The organism is Pantoea agglomerans (genome assembly GCF_020149765.1).
GTDB lineage: Bacteria > Pseudomonadota > Gammaproteobacteria > Enterobacterales > Enterobacteriaceae > Pantoea > Pantoea alvi.
This window is the reverse complement of record NZ_CP083809.1, coordinates 823,726-844,119: the sequence shown is the minus strand read 5'-3', so window position 1 is coordinate 844,119 and position 20,394 is coordinate 823,726. Positions and strand designations below refer to the sequence as shown.

17 protein-coding genes and 5 tRNA genes are annotated in these 20,394 nt (G+C 56.8%); 3 read left to right on the top strand and 19 right to left on the bottom strand.

All coding sequences use genetic code 11. The features are described 5' to 3' along the window. Positions 1-42: 42 nt before the first annotated feature. From luxS to tam, 15 genes are all read right to left on the bottom strand, one after another. The gene (luxS, locus tag LB453_RS06495; protein ID WP_103794837.1) at positions 43-558 is read right to left on the bottom strand and encodes an S-ribosylhomocysteine lyase; all 516 of its coding nucleotides are present in this window, start codon (positions 556-558) and stop codon (positions 43-45) included. Positions 559-707: 149 nt separating this feature from the next. Further along, on the bottom strand, positions 708-2,312 hold the full coding sequence (gshA, locus tag LB453_RS06490; RefSeq protein WP_103794835.1) for a glutamate--cysteine ligase: 1,605 nt from the start codon (positions 2,310-2,312) through the stop codon (positions 708-710). Positions 2,313-2,343: 31 nt separating this feature from the next. Beyond that, positions 2,344-2,772, bottom strand: a complete 429-nt coding sequence (locus LB453_RS06485; RefSeq protein WP_103794834.1) for a YqaA family protein — start codon at positions 2,770-2,772, stop codon at positions 2,344-2,346. Continuing rightward, positions 2,769-3,335, bottom strand: a complete 567-nt coding sequence (gene yqaB, locus LB453_RS06480) for a fructose-1-phosphate/6-phosphogluconate phosphatase (RefSeq protein WP_103794833.1) — start codon at positions 3,333-3,335, stop codon at positions 2,769-2,771. The genes LB453_RS06485 and yqaB overlap by 4 nt, the downstream gene beginning before the upstream one ends. Positions 3,336-3,695: 360 nt before the next feature. Further along, positions 3,696-3,772: transfer RNA gene (locus LB453_RS06475), tRNA-Arg, on the bottom strand. Positions 3,773-4,008: 236 nt separating this feature from the next. Then, positions 4,009-4,085, bottom strand: a tRNA-Arg gene (locus LB453_RS06470). Between the two features lie 103 nt (positions 4,086-4,188). Beyond that, a tRNA-Arg gene (locus LB453_RS06465) sits at positions 4,189-4,265 on the bottom strand. Positions 4,266-4,356: 91 nt separating this feature from the next. Then, positions 4,357-4,433 (bottom strand) — tRNA-Arg (locus tag LB453_RS06460). Between the two features lie 9 nt (positions 4,434-4,442). Beyond that, positions 4,443-4,535, bottom strand: a tRNA-Ser gene (locus LB453_RS06455). 305 nt (positions 4,536-4,840) lie between these two features. Next, positions 4,841-5,026, bottom strand: a complete 186-nt coding sequence (gene csrA / locus LB453_RS06450; protein WP_004155916.1) for a carbon storage regulator CsrA — start codon at positions 5,024-5,026, stop codon at positions 4,841-4,843. A gap of 250 nt (positions 5,027-5,276) precedes the next feature. After that, complete coding sequence (gene alaS, locus LB453_RS06445; protein ID WP_103794832.1) at positions 5,277-7,904, bottom strand: alanine--tRNA ligase; 2,628 nt, start codon at positions 7,902-7,904, stop codon at positions 5,277-5,279. 135 nt (positions 7,905-8,039) lie between these two features. After that, positions 8,040-8,552: a regulatory protein RecX gene (locus tag LB453_RS06440; protein WP_199187297.1), complete on the bottom strand. Its 513-nt coding sequence runs from the start codon at positions 8,550-8,552 to the stop codon at positions 8,040-8,042. Between the two features lie 112 nt (positions 8,553-8,664). Beyond that, positions 8,665-9,738 (bottom strand): recombinase RecA, encoded by a 1,074-nt coding sequence (recA, locus tag LB453_RS06435; protein WP_103794831.1) that lies wholly within the window; start codon positions 9,736-9,738, stop codon positions 8,665-8,667. 95 nt (positions 9,739-9,833) lie between these two features. Continuing rightward, positions 9,834-10,328: a nicotinamide-nucleotide amidase gene (pncC, locus tag LB453_RS06430; protein ID WP_103794830.1), complete on the bottom strand. Its 495-nt coding sequence runs from the start codon at positions 10,326-10,328 to the stop codon at positions 9,834-9,836. 99 nt (positions 10,329-10,427) lie between these two features. Beyond that, complete coding sequence (gene tam, locus LB453_RS06425; protein ID WP_103794829.1) at positions 10,428-11,207, bottom strand: trans-aconitate 2-methyltransferase; 780 nt, start codon at positions 11,205-11,207, stop codon at positions 10,428-10,430. A 130-nt stretch (positions 11,208-11,337) separates the two neighbouring features. On the opposite strand from tam, the gene LB453_RS06420 reads away from it, so the two are divergent. Then, complete coding sequence (locus LB453_RS06420) at positions 11,338-12,225, top strand: dihydrodipicolinate synthase family protein (RefSeq protein WP_103794828.1); 888 nt, start codon at positions 11,338-11,340, stop codon at positions 12,223-12,225. A gap of 33 nt (positions 12,226-12,258) precedes the next feature. On the opposite strand, the gene LB453_RS06415 is transcribed toward LB453_RS06420, so the two are convergent. Together LB453_RS06415 and mltB are read right to left on the bottom strand one after the other, a co-directional pair. Next, positions 12,259-12,597 (bottom strand): zinc ribbon domain-containing protein YjdM, encoded by a 339-nt coding sequence (locus LB453_RS06415; protein WP_103794827.1) that lies wholly within the window; start codon positions 12,595-12,597, stop codon positions 12,259-12,261. Between the two features lie 76 nt (positions 12,598-12,673). Beyond that, positions 12,674-13,756, bottom strand: coding sequence for a lytic murein transglycosylase B (gene mltB, locus LB453_RS06410; protein WP_103794826.1), 1,083 nt, complete (start codon positions 13,754-13,756; stop codon positions 12,674-12,676). Between the two features lie 279 nt (positions 13,757-14,035). Between mltB and LB453_RS06405 the strand changes: the two genes are divergently transcribed. Further along, complete coding sequence (locus LB453_RS06405; protein ID WP_103794825.1) at positions 14,036-14,809, top strand: prepilin peptidase; 774 nt, start codon at positions 14,036-14,038, stop codon at positions 14,807-14,809. Between the two features lie 670 nt (positions 14,810-15,479). Next, positions 15,480-18,035, top strand: a complete 2,556-nt coding sequence (mutS, locus tag LB453_RS06400; protein ID WP_103794824.1) for a DNA mismatch repair protein MutS — start codon at positions 15,480-15,482, stop codon at positions 18,033-18,035. Between the two features lie 100 nt (positions 18,036-18,135). Here the strand turns inward: mutS and rpoS are convergent, their stop codons facing one another. Together rpoS and nlpD are read right to left on the bottom strand one after the other, a co-directional pair. Then, positions 18,136-19,128 (bottom strand): RNA polymerase sigma factor RpoS, encoded by a 993-nt coding sequence (gene rpoS, locus LB453_RS06395; protein WP_048783701.1) that lies wholly within the window; start codon positions 19,126-19,128, stop codon positions 18,136-18,138. A 50-nt stretch (positions 19,129-19,178) separates the two neighbouring features. Beyond that, a complete protein-coding gene (nlpD, locus tag LB453_RS06390) occupies positions 19,179-20,270 on the bottom strand; it encodes a murein hydrolase activator NlpD (RefSeq protein WP_103794823.1) in 1,092 nt (363 codons plus the stop codon). Positions 20,271-20,394: the final 124 nt, after the last annotated feature.

The window sequence follows — 20,394 nt, the reverse complement described above, 5'->3', positions numbered from 1 at the left end:
GCAACGATGCGGCGTTTTTTTTACTGCGCGTTACTACCACGACTAGATGTGTAGTTCCTGCAGCTTCTCTTGCGGCAGTTTCAGATCTTCGTTGCGGTTCACGCCGATATCATGCGCCAGTACGTTGCGCGCGATCTGCTGCGCTTCGTCGAGCGAATGCAGTTTGTAGCTGCCGCACTGGTATTCATTCAGCTCAGGGATCTGATTCTGATCCTTCACCTTCAGAACGTCTTCCATTGCCCCTTTCCACGCGCTGGCAACGCGCTGCTCGTCCGGCGTGCCGATCAGGCTCATGTAGAAACCGGTACGGCATCCCATTGGAGAGATATCCACGATTTCTACGCCGTCGCCGTTGAGATGGTTACGCATAAAGCCCGCGAAGAGATGCTCGAGCGTATGGATGCCGCGCTCGGTCAGGATCTCTTTGTTAGGACGGCAGAAACGCAGGTCGAAAACGGTGATGGTATCGCCATGGGGAGTTTTCATGGTCTTCGCAACACGCACTGCGGGCGCGGCCATAATGGTATGGTCAACGGTAAAACTGTCCAGTAGTGGCATACGTCACCTCCTGTTTTGAAATTTTTTTATAAACGATGAAACTTTTCTGTTCGCCCAGCGTCTGAATATATGAAAGACGCGCATTTGTTATCATCATCCCTGACAACAGAGATGTTAATTTGGCCACATTGATGTGGCCTTTTTCTTTTCTAGCCTTCGCGACTGGCGAGGTAAGCCTCAAAATCGAGCGTATCGCTCTCTTCCAGCTTCTTCTGCGCCGCAACCGACTCCAGCGCCTGACGCGTAAAATCTTCTTCGCTAATCACTTCCAGCGGCTCTTCGCACAGCATATGACGATACTGTTCCGCCAGCGCGATGCCGGTATCGGTCACGCCGTTCTCTTTAATCGCCTGCAGAATGCGCGCCGAATAGGTTAGCTCAGGATCGTCAAAGGACGCCACCAGTTGATCGCATACCTGTTGATATTGCGTGCTGCCCTGATTGCTGTCGAGCACTTCCGCCACGCGGTGCAGATCGGCGAACAGCGCTTTCCCCACTTCCACCAGCGAATGTTCGGTTTCGCTGCAGCCGACGGCAATTTTTTGGTTCGGCTTGCGTCCTTCCAGCACCACGCGGTTCCAGTTCTTACGGCTGCACAGCAGCTCGTCAGCGCTCATTTCAGGCGCATCGGCCAGGGTACACCAGATCAGGAAGAGATCGAGGAAACGTACCTGGTTGGCGTCGACGCCGATAGCGGAGAACGGATTGATGTCGAGCGAGCGCACTTCGATATACTCGATTCCGCCGCGCAGCAGCGCATCGGAGGGCGCTTCCCCGGAACGCGTCACGCGCTTCGGACGAATCGGGGCGTAAAGCTCGTTCTCAATCTGCAGCACATTGGTGTTGAGCTGCAGCCAGTTGCCGTCAGCGTCTTTGGTGCCCATCGCGGCATACTCTTCAGAGGGCGTTTTAATGGCGGCTTTTAGCGCCTTAACGTATCCCTCGAGCGAGTTAAAGGTTATGCCAAGGCCGCTCTGCGACTTGTTGGTATAGCCGAGATCGCTCAGGCGCAGCGAGGTTGCATAAGGCAGCCACAGCGAATCTTTGCCGTCGGTTTCAAACGGCAGTTTACTCTCGCGTCCCTGCAGGAAGCTGGAGCTGATTGCTGGCGATGCGCCAAACAGATAGGGGATCACCCAGCCGTAACGGTAGTAGTTGCGGATCAGGCGCAGGTAGCCGGCAGAAATCGTCTCTTTGCCGCTTTCAGCATCTTTGACGTCCGCCCACTCCTGCCAGAAGCTCAGCGGCAGCGAGAAGTTATAGTGGATGCCGGAAATGGTCTGCATCAGCGCGCCGTAGCGATTTTTCAGCCCCTGGCGATAGAGCGTCTTCATGCGTCCGATGTTAGAGCTGCCGTACTGCGCCAGCTCAATGCGATCCGCATCGTCGATCAGGCAAGGCATGCTGAAAGGCCACATGCGCTCTTCAGCCAGCTCGCGCGCCACATGGCGATGAATATCGCGCAGAAATGCCAGCATATGGTCGATGTTTTGATCCACCGGCGTGATGAACTCCAGCAGCATTTCCGCGAAGTCGGTGGTAATCCAGTCGTGCTTCAGCGCCGATCCCAGCGAGTCGGGATGGCCGCTTTCCGCCAGATGACCATCGGGCTTAACGCGCAGCGTTTCGCGTTCAATGCCGCGGCCAATACCTTTCAAGGCATTGGGATGCGCCTCCAGCCAGGAGAGCGCTTTAGATACGTCCGGGATCACATTAACCTCCCGCTGGGACAGTAATTTATTTTTGTTCAGCATAATGTTAACCCTAGCCTCGAATCTGTGCGAATCAATGCCACCATTGCAAACCCTGTAAGGTGGCGGTCGCGATAACGATATAACGCAGTGTTTTCCCGACGGCGAGAAACAGCAGGACCGGAAGCCAGGCAAAGCGCATCCAGCCTGCGAGCACGCAGAGCAGGTCGCCGATAATCGGCAGCCAGCTCAGCAACAGCGCTGCAGGTCCCAGTCGGTTCAACCACGTTATTGCTGTGTGATGCCATCGCCCCTGCTGTTTCAACGGCAGTAAGCGACCAAGAAAAATATTGGTGATGCCGCCCAGGGTATTCCCCACCGATGCAGCAACAATCAATCCATAAACGGAAGCCTTTTTGGCAACCAGTAAAGCAACCAGCAACGCCTCAGAACTCCCGGGTAACAGGGTTGCGCTGAGAAAGCTGCTGCCAAACAGAGAAGCAAGCGCCAGAACGTCACTCACAGCAGGCGCACATCAACCACATCCATACCGGCCGCTTTCGCCGCCTGCACGCCAAAATCGGCGTCTTCGAACACCACGCAGCGTGCAGGATCGACGCCCATCAGCGCTGCGCAGCGTAAAAACGTATCGGGTTCAGGTTTATGGCGCTCAACGTCGTCAGCGCCCACGACTGCAGTGAAAAGTTCACGCACGCCCAGCTGGTTGAGCAACGCATCCGCCATGCTGTGTTCGCTTCCGGTGCCAACCGCCATCGGACGGCGGCCATGGTAAGCTTTCACCACGTCCATCAGCGGAAGCGGACGCACGTTCTCAAGCAGCATGGCTTTAACCGCCGCGGTTTTTTCGGCGGCGAGCTGATACGGATCGTGAGAGGAGCGGTTCTTTTCGATAATAAATTGCGCAAGCCGCCAGGTCGGCGCGCCGTTGAAACCAACCATTTGCGATTCGTCTAACGTCAGTCCATATCGACCCAGTACCTGATGCCACGCTTTTCGATGTGTCGGCTCGGTATCAAGGATCGTGCCGTCCATATCGAAAATCAGTGCGTCATATTGATCGTACATCGTCACTCCGGACATCCAACAAATGAGCCCTTACTTTAGCTTAATGTGCACAGGTTGTCGCCAGGTGGCATGAACAGCAAATGCTTTGAAAGCATTAGCAATTTTTCTTTTCAGAAAAAGGTGATCGCGGGGTGCCGGCGGTAATTGCCGGAAATTTCAGTGAGTTTGGCTTTAGTCGCGGGCGTGAATGGTAAGCACAAGAGGAGAATAAAGGAGTTTGAAAAAGGATTCAGCAGGAAGAGGATATGGCTTTCGCCTTGTGATGCGGGCCGTTGTTAACGCAACGTTTTCCTCCCTCGTACTGTCTGGCATTGCGTTTTGCCATATCAGTTCGGAGAATGGGGCTTGTATCGAATAGAATGGTGCATCCGGGAGGATTCGAACCTCCGACCGCTCGGTTCGTAGCCGAGTACTCTATCCAGCTGAGCTACGGATGCATCGGGAAAGCGTTTTGCAGGGATTAAATCAGAGCAGGAAGTACCAGAAATTGAAACGTCTCGCTTGAGACATCTCGCCCATACTCTTCATATCGAAGTATGGTGCATCCGGGAGGATGACTCGGCTTGCGCCTCGCCCTACGGGCCGTTGCTAATGCAACGTTTTCCTCCCTCGTACTGTCAGGCATTGCGTCTTGCCATATCAGTTCGGGGCACACTGCTTATATCGCAAAGTATGGTGCATCCGGGAGGATTCGAACCTCCGACCGCTCGGTTCGTAGCCGAGTACTCTATCCAGCTGAGCTACGGATGCATCGGGAAATCGTTTTACAGGGATTAAATCAGACAACCAGGAAGTGCCAGGAATTAACGCGTCTCGCTTTGAGACTCTCGCCCATACTCTTAATATCGAAGTATGGTGCATCCGGGAGGATTCGAACCTCCGACCGCTCGGTTCGTAGCCGAGTACTCTATCCAGCTGAGCTACGGATGCATAGATAATTCTTGTACAACGCAGGGTGCTAACAACTCACCAGGAAAGGAACGACTCTTTCACTTACTTTTTATTCCGCATCTCTAAAAGATGGTGCATCCGGGAGGATTCGAACCTCCGACCGCTCGGTTCGTAGCCGAGTACTCTATCCAGCTGAGCTACGGATGCATCGGAAAATGGCGGTGAGGCGGGGATTCGAACCCCGGATGCAGCTTTTGACCGCATACTCCCTTAGCAGGGGAGCGCCTTCAGCCTCTCGGCCACCTCACCTTACGCGTTCTTCCGAACTGTGCGTCTGAACTTTGTTTCCGCTCATCGGCACTGCGTGGCGCACATATTACTTTCCCGCACTTATAAGTCAAACAATTTTTCCCACCGCTCGATCGTTTGCACAAATGACGCTCAATTGGTGCAATTTGCCGACAAAAAGGGTGATTTATCAACAGTAAAAGCTGGCTACCAGGAAAATAATGGGAAAGACGGAGCGAGGGAAAAGCAAAGCGAAGCGGGAAGAAAAGAAGAGAAAAGCGGGAAAGCGGTAGCGCCTCGCAGCATCTGGCGAGGCGCTGAATCCGTTAGTAACTCGTTTGCTGAGTTTTTTCGGCCTGAATGCGCTGATAAATCTCTTCGCGATGCACTGAGACCTCTTTTGGCGCGTTCACACCGATACGAACCTGGTTACCTTTCACACCCAGCACCGTTACAGTCACCTCATCGCCAATCATGAGGGTTTCACCAACTCGACGAGTTAGAATAAGCATTCTTTGCTCCTTGAAAGATTAAAAGAGTCGGGCTCTGTTTGGGCTCCCGGCATTATCCATCATTTAACGCTGAACATTGACTATGAGAAATACACCAATGTACGTCGCTACGCCAATACATTCTGCTGATAGTTAGTTTAGCCGAAATACACTACATCGACCTGACTTTGTCATTACCTGATGCACATCGTATTAAAAAGCGCCGGAACCTCAGTCCCTGGCGCTTTTCACGATGCATTGTTCTATTTCGTTACAGGCGGTTGCTGACCCAGCTTTCGACGCCTGCCAGCGCGCCTTTCAGCGCCTGGGCATCGGTGCCGCCAGCCTGCGCCATATCGGGACGCCCGCCGCCTTTACCGCCAACCTGCTGCGCCAGCTCGCCTACCAGCTCGCCCGCTTTAACGCGGTCAGTGAGATCTTTGGTCACGCCCGCAATCAACGACACTTTACCTTCCGCGACGGTCGCCAGCACAATCACCGCCGAGCCCAGCTGGTTTTTCAGGTCGTCAACCATGGTGCGCAACATTTTCGGCTCAACATTGCTCAGCTCGCTTACTAGCAGCTTCGCGCCGTTGATATCGATCGCCTTGCTGCTCAGTGAAGCGCTTTCAGCAGCGGCCTGCTGATCGCGCAGCTGCTGCAGCTCTTTCTCCAGCGCACGTACGTGATCGACCAGACCGCGCAACTTGTCGTTCAGATTGCTGCTGTTGGCTTTCACCAGCTGCGCGATCTCGTTCAGCTGACTGCTCTGCGCATAAACCTGCGCCAGCGCGCCCTCACCGGTAACGGCTTCGATGCGGCGAACGCCCGCGGCCGTGCCGGATTCGCTCAGAATACGGAACAGACCGATATCGCCGGTACGCGCAGCATGCGTGCCGCCGCAGAGTTCAATCGAGAAATCGCCCATGGTCAGCACGCGCACGCGCTGATCGTATTTCTCGCCGAACAGCGCCATCGCGCCCTTGCCTTTCGCCGCGTCGATATCCATTACTTCGGTTTCGACCGGCAGGTTGCGACGGATCTGTGCGTTGACGATCTCTTCGACCTGATGAATCTCCTGCGGTTTCATCGCTTCGAAATGGGAGAAGTCGAAACGCAGGTATTTATCATTGACCAGCGATCCCTTCTGCGCCACATGGTCGCCGAGCACTTCACGCAGTGCCGCATGCAGCAGATGCGTTGCAGAGTGGTTCAGACGAATACGCGCACGGCGCGCTTCATCAACCTGCGCCTCAACGCGATCGTTGATACGCAGATGACCTGACGTCAGCTTACCGATATGGCCAATAGCCTGGCCATATTTTTGTGTATCCTGAACGTTAAATTCAGCATTCTTCCCTTTCAGCAGGCCCGTATCGCCGACCTGGCCACCCGATTCGCCATAAAACGGCGTTTCGTCCAGCACCACGACCGCTTCCTGGCCCGCAGCGACTTCCTCTACCGCGACGCCGTCAACGTAGAGGGCCTTCACGCTGGCGCCTAAATCGAGCAGGTCATAGCCTTTGAAAGTTGAAGCGGCATCAATGCTGATAACATTGCTGTAATCGGCGCCGAAACCGCTCGCCTCGCGCGCGCGCTGGCGCTGCTGCTCCATCGCTTTCTCAAAGCCAGCTTCGTCGATTTTCAGGTTGCGCTCGCGGCAGACGTCAGCCGTCAGGTCAACCGGGAAGCCGAAGGTGTCGTAAAGGCGGAATACGGTTTCGCCATCCAGGGTGTCGCCCTGCAGTTTCGCCAGCTCGTCATCCAGTAGCGCCAGACCGCGCTCCAGCGTTTTGGCGAACTGCTCTTCTTCGGTTTTAAGGACGTTTTCAACCTGAGTCTGCTGACGCTTCAGATCTTCGCCCGCTGCACCCATCACCTCGATCAGCGGGGCAACCAGTTTGAAGAAGAACGCCTCTTTCGCGCCGAGCATATTGCCGTGGCGCACCGCGCGACGAATGATGCGGCGCAGTACATAGCCGCGGTTTTCGTTTGACGGAATAACGCCGTCGGCGATCAGGAAGGCGCAGGAACGGATATGGTCGGCGATGACGCGCAGCGATTTATTGCTGAGGTCGGTCGCGCCGGTGACTTCCGCTACCGCTTTGATCAGTTTGTCGAACAGATCGATTTCATAGTTGGAATTGACGTGCTGCAGCACGGCGGAGATACGCTCCAGGCCCATGCCGGTATCCACCGACGGCTTCGGCAGCGGCAGCATGGTGCCGTCCGGCTGACGGTTGAACTGCATAAAGACGATATTCCAGATCTCAATATAGCGATCGCCATCTTCTTCCGGGCTTCCCGGCGGGCCGCCCCAGATGTGGTCGCCATGATCGTAGAAAATTTCGCTGCACGGACCGCAAGGACCGGTATCGCCCATCTGCCAGAAGTTGTCCGAGGCGTAGGCGCTGCCCTTGTTGTCGCCGATACGAATAATTCGCTCGCGCGGTACGCCGATATCGTTAGCCCAGATGTCATAGGCTTCGTCATCGGTTTCATAAACGGTTACCCACAGACGCTCTTTCGGCAGAGCGAACCAGGTTTCTCCCGTCAGCAGTTCCCAGGCATAAGCAATCGCCTCTTTCTTGAAATAGTCGCCGAAGCTGAAGTTGCCCAGCATCTCAAAGAAAGTGTGGTGACGTGCGGTGTAACCAACGTTTTCCAGATCGTTGTGCTTACCGCCGGCGCGCACGCAGCGCTGCGACGTGGTCGCACGCGAATAGTCACGCTTGTCCTGCCCAAGGAAAACATCCTTGAACTGAACCATGCCGGCGTTGGTGAACAGCAGCGTCGGGTCGTTATTCGGTACGAGGGAGCTGCTGGCTACAACCTGATGTCCCTTGCTATGGAAAAAGTCGAGAAACGCTTGACGGATCTCAGCAGTGCTCTTGCTCATATATATCCTGGAATCACGCTAACGAACGTTCCGTCCGGTCAGACAAGCCGCATCCGCGCAGTTGTCCGTCAGTGGAACAAAAAAGTGGGAATAAGATAAATTTTCTTCACAGGGAAGTAAAACCCCGCGCGGCTTTCAGTCATCAAAATTTCTGAAAACGGACTGAATATCCTCCATGAAAAAGCCTTTTGACTGCAAAAAACGCTGAACTTTGGCTTTTGCCTTCCACTCCGTCGGCAAAGGAAGGCCGAATTTGCGCTCCGCCAGCTGCGCTGCGCAGGCACCCCAGTCAATTTCACAGGCTTCCATCGCCATATCGATTTCTGGCCGCGCGACGCCCTTTTGCCCCAGCTCAAGACGGATACGCTGCGGGCCGTACCCTTTGCGGCTGCGGCTCTGGATAAAGCGTTCGACAAAGCGCGCCTCATTGAGCCAGCCATTTTCCTGGCACCAGCCGATAACTTTATCCAGCTGCGCGTCAGTAATGATTTCCGGCTCGCTCTGCTGCATAAAGGCGGCACGCTGCACTGACTGCTGCAGCTTTCTGCGCAGCTCGGCTTCGCTGTGGTCTCGCTGCGCCAGAATGCGCATGGTGCGGTCGAGCAGACGCGGAAAAGCGATTTCCTTTGGTTGCGGTTGTTCAGTCATAGCGGTCACCTTGCTCAATCAGAAGGGAATTATGGCGGCAGAAGGAGGAGGAAGAAAAGAGAGGGTCGTTAAAACGAAAAACGGGAGTGGATTGCCCACTCCCGTCAAAGGGTTAGAAATCTTCGTTCGTCTCGCTGGCGGCGTCTTCCATCGCGCCTGCTGGCGCGTCGGCGGCACCCGCTTCTGCGTTCGCGCTGTTCAGCAGCATATCGCGCAGTTTGGTGTCCAGCTCGTTAGCAATCGCCGGGTTTTCCTTAAGGAAATTGGTGGCGTTCGCTTTACCCTGACCAATCTTGTCGCCGTTATAGCTATACCAGGCGCCCGCTTTTTCCACCAGCTTGTACTTCACGCCCAGGTCGACCAGCTCGCCGAAGGTGTTGATGCCTTCGCCATACATGATCTGGAACTCAGCCTGCTTAAAGGGTGCAGCGATTTTGTTTTTCACCACTTTAACGCGGGTTTCGCTGCCGACCACTTCGTCGCCCTCTTTAATCGCGCCGATACGACGGATATCAAGACGAACGGAAGCGTAGAACTTCAGCGCGTTACCACCGGTAGTGGTTTCCGGGTTACCGAACATCACGCCAATCTTCATACGGATCTGGTTGATGAAGATAAGCAGGGTGTTTGACTGCTTCAGGTTACCCGCCAGCTTACGCATCGCCTGGCTCATCATACGCGCCGCGAGGCCCATGTGAGAGTCACCGATCTCGCCTTCAATTTCCGCTTTCGGCGTCAGCGCCGCGACGGAGTCGACGATAATAACGTCCACTGCGCCTGAACGCGCCAGCGCGTCACAGATTTCCAGCGCCTGCTCACCGGTGTCCGGCTGAGAACAGAGCAGGTTGTCGATGTCGACGCCGAGCTTCTTGGCGTAAACCGGATCCAGCGCGTGTTCAGCATCGATAAAGGCACAGGTTTTGCCTTTACGCTGTGCGGCGGCGATAACCTGCAGCGTCAGCGTGGTTTTACCAGAAGATTCCGGGCCATAAATTTCAACCATACGGCCCATCGGCAAACCGCCGGCGCCCAGTGCGATATCCAGAGAAAGCGAACCGGTAGAAATAGTTTCCACGTCCATTGAGCGGTCTTCACCCAGACGCATGATGGAGCCTTTACCGAATTGCTTTTCAATCTGGCCCAGCGCAGCAGCTAAAGCCTTCTGTTTGTTTTCGTCAATTGCCATTTCTACTCCTGACTCATACGGGGGTAAGCACGCTACAAATGCCTGCTCGCTTTCTGTTGCTGCTAATTATACTGTATAGTCATACAGTATCAAGCTTAATTTGCCAAAAAATCGTCCTGTAATGTCTGCAGCGCGAAGGCCACGGACTGACGACGTACCGCTTCGCGATCCCCTTGAAATTGCTGGCGTTTCGCAATCACTTTTCCACCCGGCGCCGCGAAGCCAAACCACACGGTGCCGACCGGTTTTTCCGCACTGCCGCCGTCCGGCCCGGCGATGCCGCTGACCGATAGCGCGTAGTCCGCCTGGGCAGCACTCTGCGCGCCCTGCGCCATCTCGCGCACCACGGGCTCGCTCACCGCGCCGTGCTGCGCAAGCGAAGCTGCGGAGACGCCCACCAGCTGCTGTTTGGCGTCGTTGCTGTAGGTAACGAAACCGCGTTCGAACCAGGCCGAACTGCCGCTGATATCGGTAAATACCTTGGCGATCCAGCCGCCGGTGCAGGACTCAGCGCAGGTCACCGTCGCGCCTTTCGCCTTAAGACGCTCGCCGATTGCCGCGCTCAGGCGCTGCAGTTCCAGGTCATTCATCGCAACTCATCCTTTTTGCTCAGTAGAGAGAACATGGTGCAGAAGCGGCACATTTTCAAGCCGTGCGGCGCATTGACTGCCCGCTTTGAGCATCGTCTCTCAACGCTGTGCCCCCTTTTTCACCGCTACGATAAACAGCCGCGGGAAGGCGAGCAAAACGCGGCCGTCAGCGCGGGGCGGATAAGCCTGCCGCAGCGCCTGATGATACTGCTCCAGAAAGCGCGGCTGCTCATCAGGCTCAAGCGCATTGAGAAACGGCCGCAGTCCGGTCGCTTTCAGCCACAGCACAATCGCCCGCGCGTCGGGCATCACGTGGTAATAGGTGGTGCGCCAGAGATCCACCTCGCAGCCCGCCTGCGTCAGCAGATCGTAATAGCGCTCGCTGGTAAGCGGCTTTTTCCGCTCCACGTCGGCGAGACGCTGGCGCCAGGGATCGCAGGCGGCGGTTTCGCGCATCAGACGATGCGAAGGCTCCTCCAGGTTATCTGGCATCTGTATCGCCAGCGCGCCGCCGCTATCAAGCTGGCTCGTCAGGTGCGGCAGCAGGCTGTCGTGCGCGTCAAGCCACTGCAGCGAAGCATTTGCGTAGATCACCTGCTGCTGCTCCGCAGCGCGCCAGCGCCGGATATCCCCGTTGAGAAAAGTGCAGCGCGGCAGCCGCTCGCGCGCCTGCGTCAGCATCGCTTCGGAGCTGTCCAGCCCGATAATGCGCGCCTCGGGCCAGGCCTGGGCCAGCAGTTCGGTGCTGTTGCCCGGACCGCAGCCTAAATCCGTGGCGAAACGCACGTCGACAACGGGTATGCGCGCCAGCAGCTCCTGCGCAGGCCGCGTTCTTTCAGATTCAAACTGCCGATAAAGTTGGGGATCCCAGTCCTGCATGCAAACCTCTGCGTGAGTTAGCCTGAAGAAAAATGCGATGTGCTGCCCAATTCTGTGCGCTGCGGTGGCGGACGGGCGCGCGGCGCATTAGGTTAAAACGGTGTTTCATTTTTCACGTTCAGGAGCGTTTATGATCTCGCAACCCGCATTTTCCGGCGTGTGGTGCCCCTCCGTTACGCCTTTTACACCGCAAGGAGAGCCCGATATAGAGGCGCTGGGTCGCCACTTCGCCCGCCTGAACGCGTCAGGTATTAATACCTTACTGCTGATGGGCAGCATTGGCGAGTTTGCTTCGCTGACGCAGCAGGAGCGCTTGCTGCTGATCCGCGAAGCGCGTCAGCTTTCGCCGCTCAGCATGGTTGCCAATATCTCCAGCACCTGCGTGCCAGATATGCTGGCGCTGGCCGAGGCGGCCTGGCAAAACGACTTTGACGCGGTGATGGTGCTGCCGCCCTACTATTACGGCCAGACGCCGCGCCAGCTGCTCAGCTACTTCCGCGCGCTGGATAAGCAGATCGGCGGCAAATGGTTCGCCTATAACTTTCCGGCACGCACCGGCTGCGACTTGACGCCGACGCTGGTGAGCGAGCTGGCGGCTGAGCTGCCCAACTTTATCGGCATAAAAGATACCGTCGACTGCCTGTCACACAACCGCGCGCTGATCGAGGAGACGAAAAAAGTGCGCGACGATTTCGCCGTGCTGTCCGGCTATGACGAATATCTGGTGCCGAACCTGCTGGCAGGCGGTGCGGGGGTCATTTCAGGTCTGAATAACATCGTGCCGGAGCTGTTCGCGGCGGCGATGCAGGCGTGGCGCGAGCAGGATTTGGCGACGCTGACGCGCATTCAGCAGCGCATCGGCAAAATGATGGCGATTTACGCCATTGGGGAGGATTTCGTTACCACCATTAAAACCGCGGTATCGCGCCGTTTCGATTCAATGAGCAGCCAGTCGCGCAACCCCGGCGGCGCCCTGAGCGCTGAACAGTGTGAGGCACTCGACCGGCTCTTTGACTAATGCGCTGAGACGGGCGCAGCGCGCCCGTATAAATCAACCGCGCTTCACAAACTCCGACTTCAGCTTCATCGGGCCGAAGCCGTCGATCTTGCAGTCGATATTATGATCGCCTTCAACCAGGCGGATCCCTTTTACGCGGGTGCCGATTTTTAGCGTGGAGGAGCTGCCCTTCACTTTCAAATCTTTAATCACGGTCACCGTATCGCCATCCTCCAGCAGATTGCCGTTGGCGTCGCGCACCACCAGCTGCTCCGGCTGGCTTTCTCCGTCGCTCAGCGACCAGATATGCCCGCAGGAGGGACAGTTGAGGTTGTCGCCATCCTGCCAGCTGTAATCAGTCTGACAGAGAGGACATGGGGGAAGTGATTGCATAACAGCTCCTGAAATAACGGACAGATGACGCCAGAAAGGCGCCATCATATACCCTTACTGTTATTAAGGACAGCAATCAGAACATTGCGCCGCTGCGCGCTTTGCTTACCGCCTCGCCCAGCTGCCATACCGCCATTGCGTAGTGGGTGCTGTGGTTGTAGCGGGTAATAACGTAAAAGTTAGGCAGCCCGTACCAGTACTGATAGCTGGTGCCCATATCCAGACGCAGCAAGCTGACCTGATTATTGCCGTCCAGCGAGCCCTGCGGTGAGAGACCGGATGCCGCCAGCATCTGCGGCGTATAGCTGGTTTTAAAGCCGTTCTCCAGCAGCGGCGCCTGACCGCTGGCGGGAACGGCAACGCCCTCTCCGCTGCGCCAGCCGTGCTCTTTAAAGTAGTGCGCGACGCTGCCGATGGCGTCTTCTGGATCCCACAGATTAACGTGGCCGTCGCCGTTAAAGTCCACCGCGTACTGCTGATAGGAGGATGGCATAAACTGGCCGTAGCCCATCGCGCCGGCGAACGATCCTTTCAGATCCAGCGGATCGTCCTTTTCATTACGCGCCATCAGCAGGAAGGTTTCCAGCTCGCTGCTGAAGTAGCTGGCGCGGCGCGGATAGTTAAACGAGAGCGTGGCGAGCGCGTCGAGAATGCGCGTTTTCCCCATTACCCGGCCCCAGCGCGTCTCCACGCCGATAATGCCGACGATAATTTCCGGCGGCACGCCGTAAACCTGCTGGGCGCGCGTTAAGGCGTCCTGATACTGGTTCCAGAAGGCGACGCCGTTTTGCACGTTATCCGGCGTAATAAACTGCTTGCGATAGCGGATCCAGGCGCCGTTAGGCCCGGAGGGGGGCGTATAGCTGGGTGCCTGACGATCCATCAGGCGCAGCACGTAGTCGAGTCGTTTGGCCTGCCCAATCACGGCGTGCAGCTGCTGGCGGTCGAAGCCATGCTTCTCCACCATCTGATCGATAAATTGTTCAGCGGCCGGGTTACCGGCAAAGTCGCCGAGCACAGGCTGGACGGCGTGGGACTGTTCCAGCAGGAAGCCCCCTTTCGGCGCGGCCAGGGTAGCGGCCTGCGGCGCAGATTCAGGTTTACTGCTGCAGGCCGCAAGCAGGGCAATCAGCGGAAGTAAGGTGATCTTAAAACGCATTGGATATCCATAAGCAAGCAGTGAAGGTCACGAATTATGGTAAACATTCACTCCGGGAATGGACAGGGCGAAACGCAAAAATAGCGCCAGATGCAGGCTGTGAAGTGACAGGAAAGTCGCGGTCGACACCCGTGCAACACAGCTAAAAAGCTGAGGCGACTCTCGTAAAAAGTAAGACAGAACAGCGGCTTAGTTTGTTCGACGCTGACAACAGGCTTAGAGTGCGCCCTGTGCGTTCCGGTTTAGGTTGGCAATATCAAGGAAGAGGCGTCGAAACTCATGAATCCTACCCCTGTAAGCTGGCTGCTACTCTGCGTGCTGGCACTCTGTATCGGCAGCTTTCTAAACGTGGTGATTTATCGTCTGCCGCTTATGCTGCTCAATCCGCAGGCTGGCTTGTCGCTCTGGCAGCCCCGCTCCCACTGCCCATGCTGTAAAAGGCCGGTGCGCCCGGCAGACGCGGTTCCGCTGCTGAGCTGGTTGCTGCTGCGCGGGCGCTGTCGCTGCTGTCATCAGCCTGTCTCCTGGCGCTATCCAGCGGTCGAGGCGGCCAGCGCTGCGATAACGCTTCTTCTCGCCGCCTGGCTTCCCTGGAACGCGGCCCTGCTGGCGGCGCTGCTGCTGAGCGGTTTTTTGCTCACGCTGACGCTGATTGATCTGCGCTGTCAGTTGCTACCCGATGCCTTGACTCTGCCGCTACTCTGGCTCGGGCTGCTGCTTCACAGTTGCCAGCTGCTGCCGTTTGGCCATCCGTCAGAGGCGATCCTCGGAGCAGCAGGCGGCTATCTCCTGTTCCGTCTGCTGGCCTGCGCCTGGTCTCTTTTCCGTCATCGGGAGGCACTGGGGGGAGGCGATGCGAAATTAGTGGCTGCGCTGGGGGGCTGGTTAGGCTGGCAGGCACTGCCTCTGCTGCTGCTGATCGCTTCTGGCGTCGGGTTACTGGCGGCGCTGCTGGCGCGCCTCTGCTGGGATCGGCCGCTGCATCTGCCCTTGCCTTTTGGCCCCTGTCTGGCGCTGGCAGGTGAAGCGCTGCTGCTCGGCATGCTGACCTGATGCGCTGTCTGGCTGCCTTGCTAATTTTTTCTCATCTTTCTCTCGCCCTGCGAAATCAGACAGCGTGTTACTCGCTGTGCAGTTTTCTCTCTCTGCAGGCGTGCCGTGCGCCGTCACCTGTTCAGCAATAAACCCGATAAGCTCCCTGGCTCAGGCTCAATCGCACGCAGGCGCATATTTTGCCTGGGTTCTGATGCTGAACATCGACCCTGCTGAAGGAGAAGCCTTAGTGCGTGAAGCTTAAGAGGTACAGCGGCGAGAGAAGCCTGCGGGACGTTACCCATTTAACCCTCAGCACGTTGCCAGTCAGAGGCTGGTGTAACGACAGAAAAAGGACTTAACGCTGGTTTTACCACCCGATACGCGAAGACCTCGATTTTCTCCGGCATCCACTTTATCGCTATTGCCAGATTACATTGTTTCGAGCGCCCTCGAAGAAAGTGGCTTTCCCGCTGGTTTTCCTGGCATAGAGACTCCGTTATCATATCCATCACGTACTCGTGAAAGGAAATGTAGGTTGTGGCACTTAACGTTACCGTCTGGCAGGCCACATTTTAACCTGCAGTTGAATGTAGGATTTCATGAGATCCAGTGAGACCACGTGAGCATAAATGATAACCATAACAACACTTAAGTCTCTAATTTTTACAGTAATGGACATCTCAACGCTATGAGTGCACAAGAAAACCTCACCTCCCACACCCCCATGATGCAGCAGTATCTGCGCCTCAAGGCGGAGCATCCTGACATCCTGCTGTTTTACCGCATGGGCGACTTCTACGAGCTCTTCTATGACGACGCGAAACGCGCCTCGCAGCTGCTGGAGATCTCGCTGACCAAACGCGGTGCCTCGGCAGGCGAACCGATCCCGATGGCAGGCGTGCCCTATCACGCGGTAGAGAGCTATCTGGCGAAACTGGTGCAGCTGGGTGAGTCCGTGGCGATTTGCGAGCAGATCGGCGATCCGGCGCAGAGCAAAGGGCCGGTTGAGCGTAAGGTGGTGCGCATCGTCACGCCAGGCACCATTAGCGACGAAGCGCTGCTGCAGGAGCGCCAGGATAACCTGCTGGCCGCTATCGTGCAGAGCCCGCAGGGGTTCGGTTACGCCACGCTCGATATCAGCTCCGGCCGTTTTCGCCTGAGCGAACCGGCAGACGCCGAAACCATGGCCGCCGAACTGCAGCGCACCAATCCCGCCGAGCTGCTCTACCCGGAAGATATGCAGGCGATGTCGCTGATTGACCAGCGTCGCGGCCTGCGCCGTCGCCCGCTGTGGGAGTTTGAGATCGCCACCGCGCGTCAGCAGCTGAATATGCAGTTCGGCACCCGCGACCTTAACGGATTCGGCGTAGAGCAGGCGCATCAGGCGCTGCGCGCCGCCGGCTGTCTGCTGCAGTACGTCAAGGATACGCAGCGCACCAGCCTGCCGCATATCCGCTCGCTCAGCATGGATCGGCAGCAGGACAGCATCATTATGGATGCCGCCACCCGCCGCAATCTGGAAATTACGCAGAACCTCGCCGGCGGCACCGAGAACACGCTGGCGGCGGTGCTGGATCGCACCGTAACGCCGATGGGCAGCCGCATGCTCAAGCGCTGGCTGCATATGCCGCTGCGCGACGCGCAGACCATCGCTCAGCGTCAGGACGCCATTGCCGAACTTCAGTCGCTAAGCGATACGCTGCAGCCGGTACTGCGTCAGGTAGGCGATCTGGAGCGCATTCTGGCGCGTCTGGCGCTGCGTACCGCGCGTCCGCGCGACTTAGCCCGCATGCGCCACGCTTTTCAGCAGCTGCCGGAATTAAACGCCCAGCTGGCCAGCGTCGAATCGGCGGCGCTGATTCGCCTGCGCGAACGGATGGGCGAATTTACCGAGCTGCGCGAGCTGCTGGAGAAAGCCATTATCGAGGCGCCGCCGGTGCTTATCCGCGACGGCGGCGTTATCGCGCCGGGCTACAACGCAGAGCTGGATGAGTGGCGCGCGCTGGCAGACGGCGCCACCGACTATCTGGATCGGCTGGAGATCCGCGAGCGCGAAAAGCTCGGCCTCGACACGCTTAAGGTCGGCTACAACGCCATCCACGGCTACTACATCCAGGTCAGCCGCGGCCAGAGCGACCACGTGCCTATTCACTATGTACGCCGCCAGACGCTGAAAAACGCCGAGCGCTATATCATCCCCGAACTCAAAGAGTACGAGGATAAAGTGCTGACCTCGAAGGGCAAGGCGCTGGCGCTGGAGAAAAACCTCTACGAGTCGCTGTTTGACCAGCTGCTGCCTCATCTGGAGGCGCTGCAGCTTAGCGCCGCCGCGCTCGCCGAGCTGGACGTGCTGAGCAACCTGGCGGAGCGCGCCTGGACGCTGAACTACTGCCGTCCGACGCTGCAGGAGAAGCCCGGCATTAAAATTACCGGCGGCCGTCACCCGGTGGTTGAGCAGGTGCTGAAAGAGCCGTTTATCGCCAACCCGCTGTCGCTCACGCCGCAGCGCCGCATGTTGATCATCACCGGCCCCAATATGGGCGGTAAGAGCACCTATATGCGTCAGGCGGCGCTGATTGCGCTGATGACCTGGATTGGCAGCTTTGTGCCGGCGGAAGAGGCGGTAACCGGCCCGCTGGATCGCATCTTTACCCGCATCGGTGCGGCGGACGATCTCGCCTCAGGCCGTTCGACCTTTATGGTGGAGATGACGGAAACCGCCAATATCCTGCACAACGCCACTGAAAACAGCCTGGTGCTGATGGATGAAATTGGGCGCGGTACTTCGACCTATGACGGTCTGTCGCTGGCCTGGGCCTGCGCGGAGAACCTGGCGAACCGCATCAAGGCGATGACGCTGTTTGCCACGCACTATTTCGAGCTGACCACGCTGCCGGAGAAAATGGAAGGCGTGTTCAACGTCCATCTCGACGCGGTCGAACACGGCGACACCATCGCCTTTATGCACAGCGTGCAGGAAGGGGCTGCCAGCAAAAGCTATGGGCTGGCGGTGGCGGCGCTGGCGGGGGTACCGAAAGAGGTGATTAAGCGCGCGCGCAACAAGCTGAAGGAGCTGGAGACGCTGTCGAACCACTCCGCCGCCTCGACCATCGACGGCTCGCAGCTGCCGCTGCTGGTGGAAGAGAGTTCGCCGGCCATGGAGGCGCTTGAAGCGCTCGATCCCGACACCCTGACGCCGCGTCAGGCACTGGAGTGGATTTACCGGCTGAAGTCGCTGGTGTAACGCTGCCTGGCGGCCGGTCTTCCCGGCCCGGCCGCCCTGTCGCGGCAAAAAAAAAGCGGAGGCTCATGGCCACCGCTTTTTTGTACTTACAACTTGTCAGTTACTCACGAAACAGCGCTTCAATGTTCAGACCCTGTGCCTGCAGGATTTCACGCAGACGACGCAAGCCTTCAACCTGAATCTGGCGTACACGCTCGCGGGTCAGACCGATTTCGCGGCCCACATCCTCAAGCGTTGCCGCTTCATAGCCTAACAGGCCGAAACGACGTGCCAGCACTTCGCGCTGCTTGGCGTTCAGTTCGAACAGCCACTTAACGATACTTTGCTTCATATCGTCATCTTGCGTGGTATCTTCCGGACCGTTGTCTTTCTCATCGGCCAGAATATCCAGCAGCGCTTTTTCGGAGTCACCGCCTAATGGCGTATCAACCGAAGTGATGCGTTCATTGAGACGCAGCATACGGCTGACATCGTCAACCGGCTTATCCAGCTGCTCCGCAATCTCTTCCGCACTTGGCTCATGATCGAGCTTATGGGAGAGTTCACGCGCGGTGCGCAGATAAACGTTCAGCTCTTTAACAATGTGAATTGGCAGGCGGATGGTACGGGTTTGATTCATGATCGCCCGTTCAATCGTCTGACGAATCCACCAGGTGGCATAGGTTGAGAAACGGAACCCACGCTCTGGGTCAAACTTCTCAACGGCACGGATTAAACCGAGATTACCCTCTTCAATCAGGTCAAGCAGCGCAAGACCACGATTGCTGTAACGGCGGGCAATCTTAACCACCAGTCGTAAGTTACTTTCAATCATCCGGCGGCGAGAAGGGATATCGCCTCGCAATGCACGGCGAGCGAAGAATACTTCTTCCTCTGCCGTTAACAGCGGGGAATAGCCAATCTCCCCGAGATAGAGCTGCGTCGCATCCAAAACGCGCTGCGTCGCACCCTGTGACAACAACTCTTCTTCCGCTACGTCGTTATCACTGGGTTCGTTTTCAACAAGAGCCTTCTCATCAAAAACCTCAGCTCCATTCTCCTCGAATTCCGCATCTTCATGTAACTCGTTTACTTTCAGCGTATTCTGGCTCATAAGCGGCTCCTACCCGTGATCCCAGGGCAGAACAGCAGGGTTCTGCCGGTTTATCGCTGCGGTAAATAACGCAACGGGTTTACGGATTTCCCCTTGTAACGAATTTCAAAATGTAATCTAACTGAACTGGTTCCGGTGCTACCCATGGTAGCGATCTTTTGCCCCGCCTTAACTTCCTGTTGTTCCCGGACCAGCATTGTATCGTTGTGGGCGTAGGCACTCAGATAATCATCATTATGCTTAATGATGATCAGGTTGCCGTAACCCCGGAGCGCGTTGCCTGCGTACACTACTCTTCCTGATGCGGTAGCGACGACAGGTTGTCCACGCGAACCAGCGATATCGATTCCTTTATTTCCCCCTTCAGAAGCGGAGAAGTTATCGATAATCTTCCCTTCGGTCGGCCAACGCCAGCTTCCAACCGGCGTCGAACTGTTCGTTGTACTGCTGACCGTGGGCGGTGCGGCAACCACGGGGGGAGCTGTTGTCGTTGCAACATTTGATCCCTTCGACGGCAACAATTTGCTACCAGACGAGTTACCCGAATCATCAGAATACGTAATAACTGGTTGCTGTGCAACAGGCGCTGGTTTAATTTGCGGCGCAGTCGGAACACCACCCTGCGTTGCATCGGCTGCGGTAATCGCATTGCCGCCGGTAATTGGCTGTCCTGAACCGTTGCCAACCTGCAGCGTCTGGCCGACATTCAGGCCGTACGGGGCCGGAACGTTGTTGCGCTGAGCCAGATCGCGGAAATCGTTGCCGGTAATCCAGGCGATATAGAACAGGGTATCGCCACGTTTTACGGTATAAGTGTCGCCGGCGTAACTACCTTTCGGAATATTCTGATAACTGCGGTTGTATACGATACGGCCGTTTTGCGTCTGAACATTATCATTACCGCTAACCATTGCGCCGCTGCTTTGCGCGGAAGGTACGGTATTGCTAATCATTCCTCCCTGACGCGGCGTCGACGGAACGCCGCCTGGCGCGCTAAGCATGCCGCCGCTGCTGCCGTTATCTCCAACCTGGCTAATGGGTGCTTGTGTGTTGTCGCCTGAACTACAGCCTGCCAGCCAAAATCCAACCAGAGAAAGCGCCGCAAGACGGCGTAACTGAAATATTGGGCTTCCCGTGCTCATTGTTCCCCCGTGATGGCAAACCTGAATAACGCTTCTTGCTAACACACCAGCACAAAGCTCTGTGAGGCGTATTAAAGCCTGCGTATAACGCATGAAAATGGATAGTAACAAGATCAAAAGGATG

Coding starts and splice junctions, on each gene's coding strand:
- luxS (WP_103794837.1), bottom strand. CDS start 558: ATGCCACTACTGGACAGTTTTACCGTTGACCATACCATTATGGCCGCG.
- gshA (WP_103794835.1), bottom strand. CDS start 2,312: ATGCTGAACAAAAATAAATTACTGTCCCAGCGGGAGGTTAATGTGATC.
- yqaB (WP_103794833.1), bottom strand. CDS start 3,335: ATGTACGATCAATATGACGCACTGATTTTCGATATGGACGGCACGATC.
- csrA (WP_004155916.1), bottom strand. CDS start 5,026: ATGCTTATTCTAACTCGTCGAGTTGGTGAAACCCTCATGATTGGCGAT.
- alaS (WP_103794832.1), bottom strand. CDS start 7,904: ATGAGCAAGAGCACTGCTGAGATCCGTCAAGCGTTTCTCGACTTTTTC.
- LB453_RS06440 (WP_199187297.1), bottom strand. CDS start 8,552: ATGACTGAACAACCGCAACCAAAGGAAATCGCTTTTCCGCGTCTGCTC.
- recA (WP_103794831.1), bottom strand. CDS start 9,738: ATGGCAATTGACGAAAACAAACAGAAGGCTTTAGCTGCTGCGCTGGGC.
- pncC (WP_103794830.1), bottom strand. CDS start 10,328: ATGAATGACCTGGAACTGCAGCGCCTGAGCGCGGCAATCGGCGAGCGT.
- tam (WP_103794829.1), bottom strand. CDS start 11,207: ATGCAGGACTGGGATCCCCAACTTTATCGGCAGTTTGAATCTGAAAGA.
- LB453_RS06420 (WP_103794828.1), top strand. CDS start 11,338: ATGATCTCGCAACCCGCATTTTCCGGCGTGTGGTGCCCCTCCGTTACG.
- LB453_RS06415 (WP_103794827.1), bottom strand. CDS start 12,597: ATGCAATCACTTCCCCCATGTCCTCTCTGTCAGACTGATTACAGCTGG.
- mltB (WP_103794826.1), bottom strand. CDS start 13,756: ATGCGTTTTAAGATCACCTTACTTCCGCTGATTGCCCTGCTTGCGGCC.
- LB453_RS06405 (WP_103794825.1), top strand. CDS start 14,036: ATGAATCCTACCCCTGTAAGCTGGCTGCTACTCTGCGTGCTGGCACTC.
- mutS (WP_103794824.1), top strand. CDS start 15,480: ATGAGTGCACAAGAAAACCTCACCTCCCACACCCCCATGATGCAGCAG.
- rpoS (WP_048783701.1), bottom strand. CDS start 19,128: ATGAGCCAGAATACGCTGAAAGTAAACGAGTTACATGAAGATGCGGAA.
- nlpD (WP_103794823.1), bottom strand. CDS start 20,270: ATGAGCACGGGAAGCCCAATATTTCAGTTACGCCGTCTTGCGGCGCTT.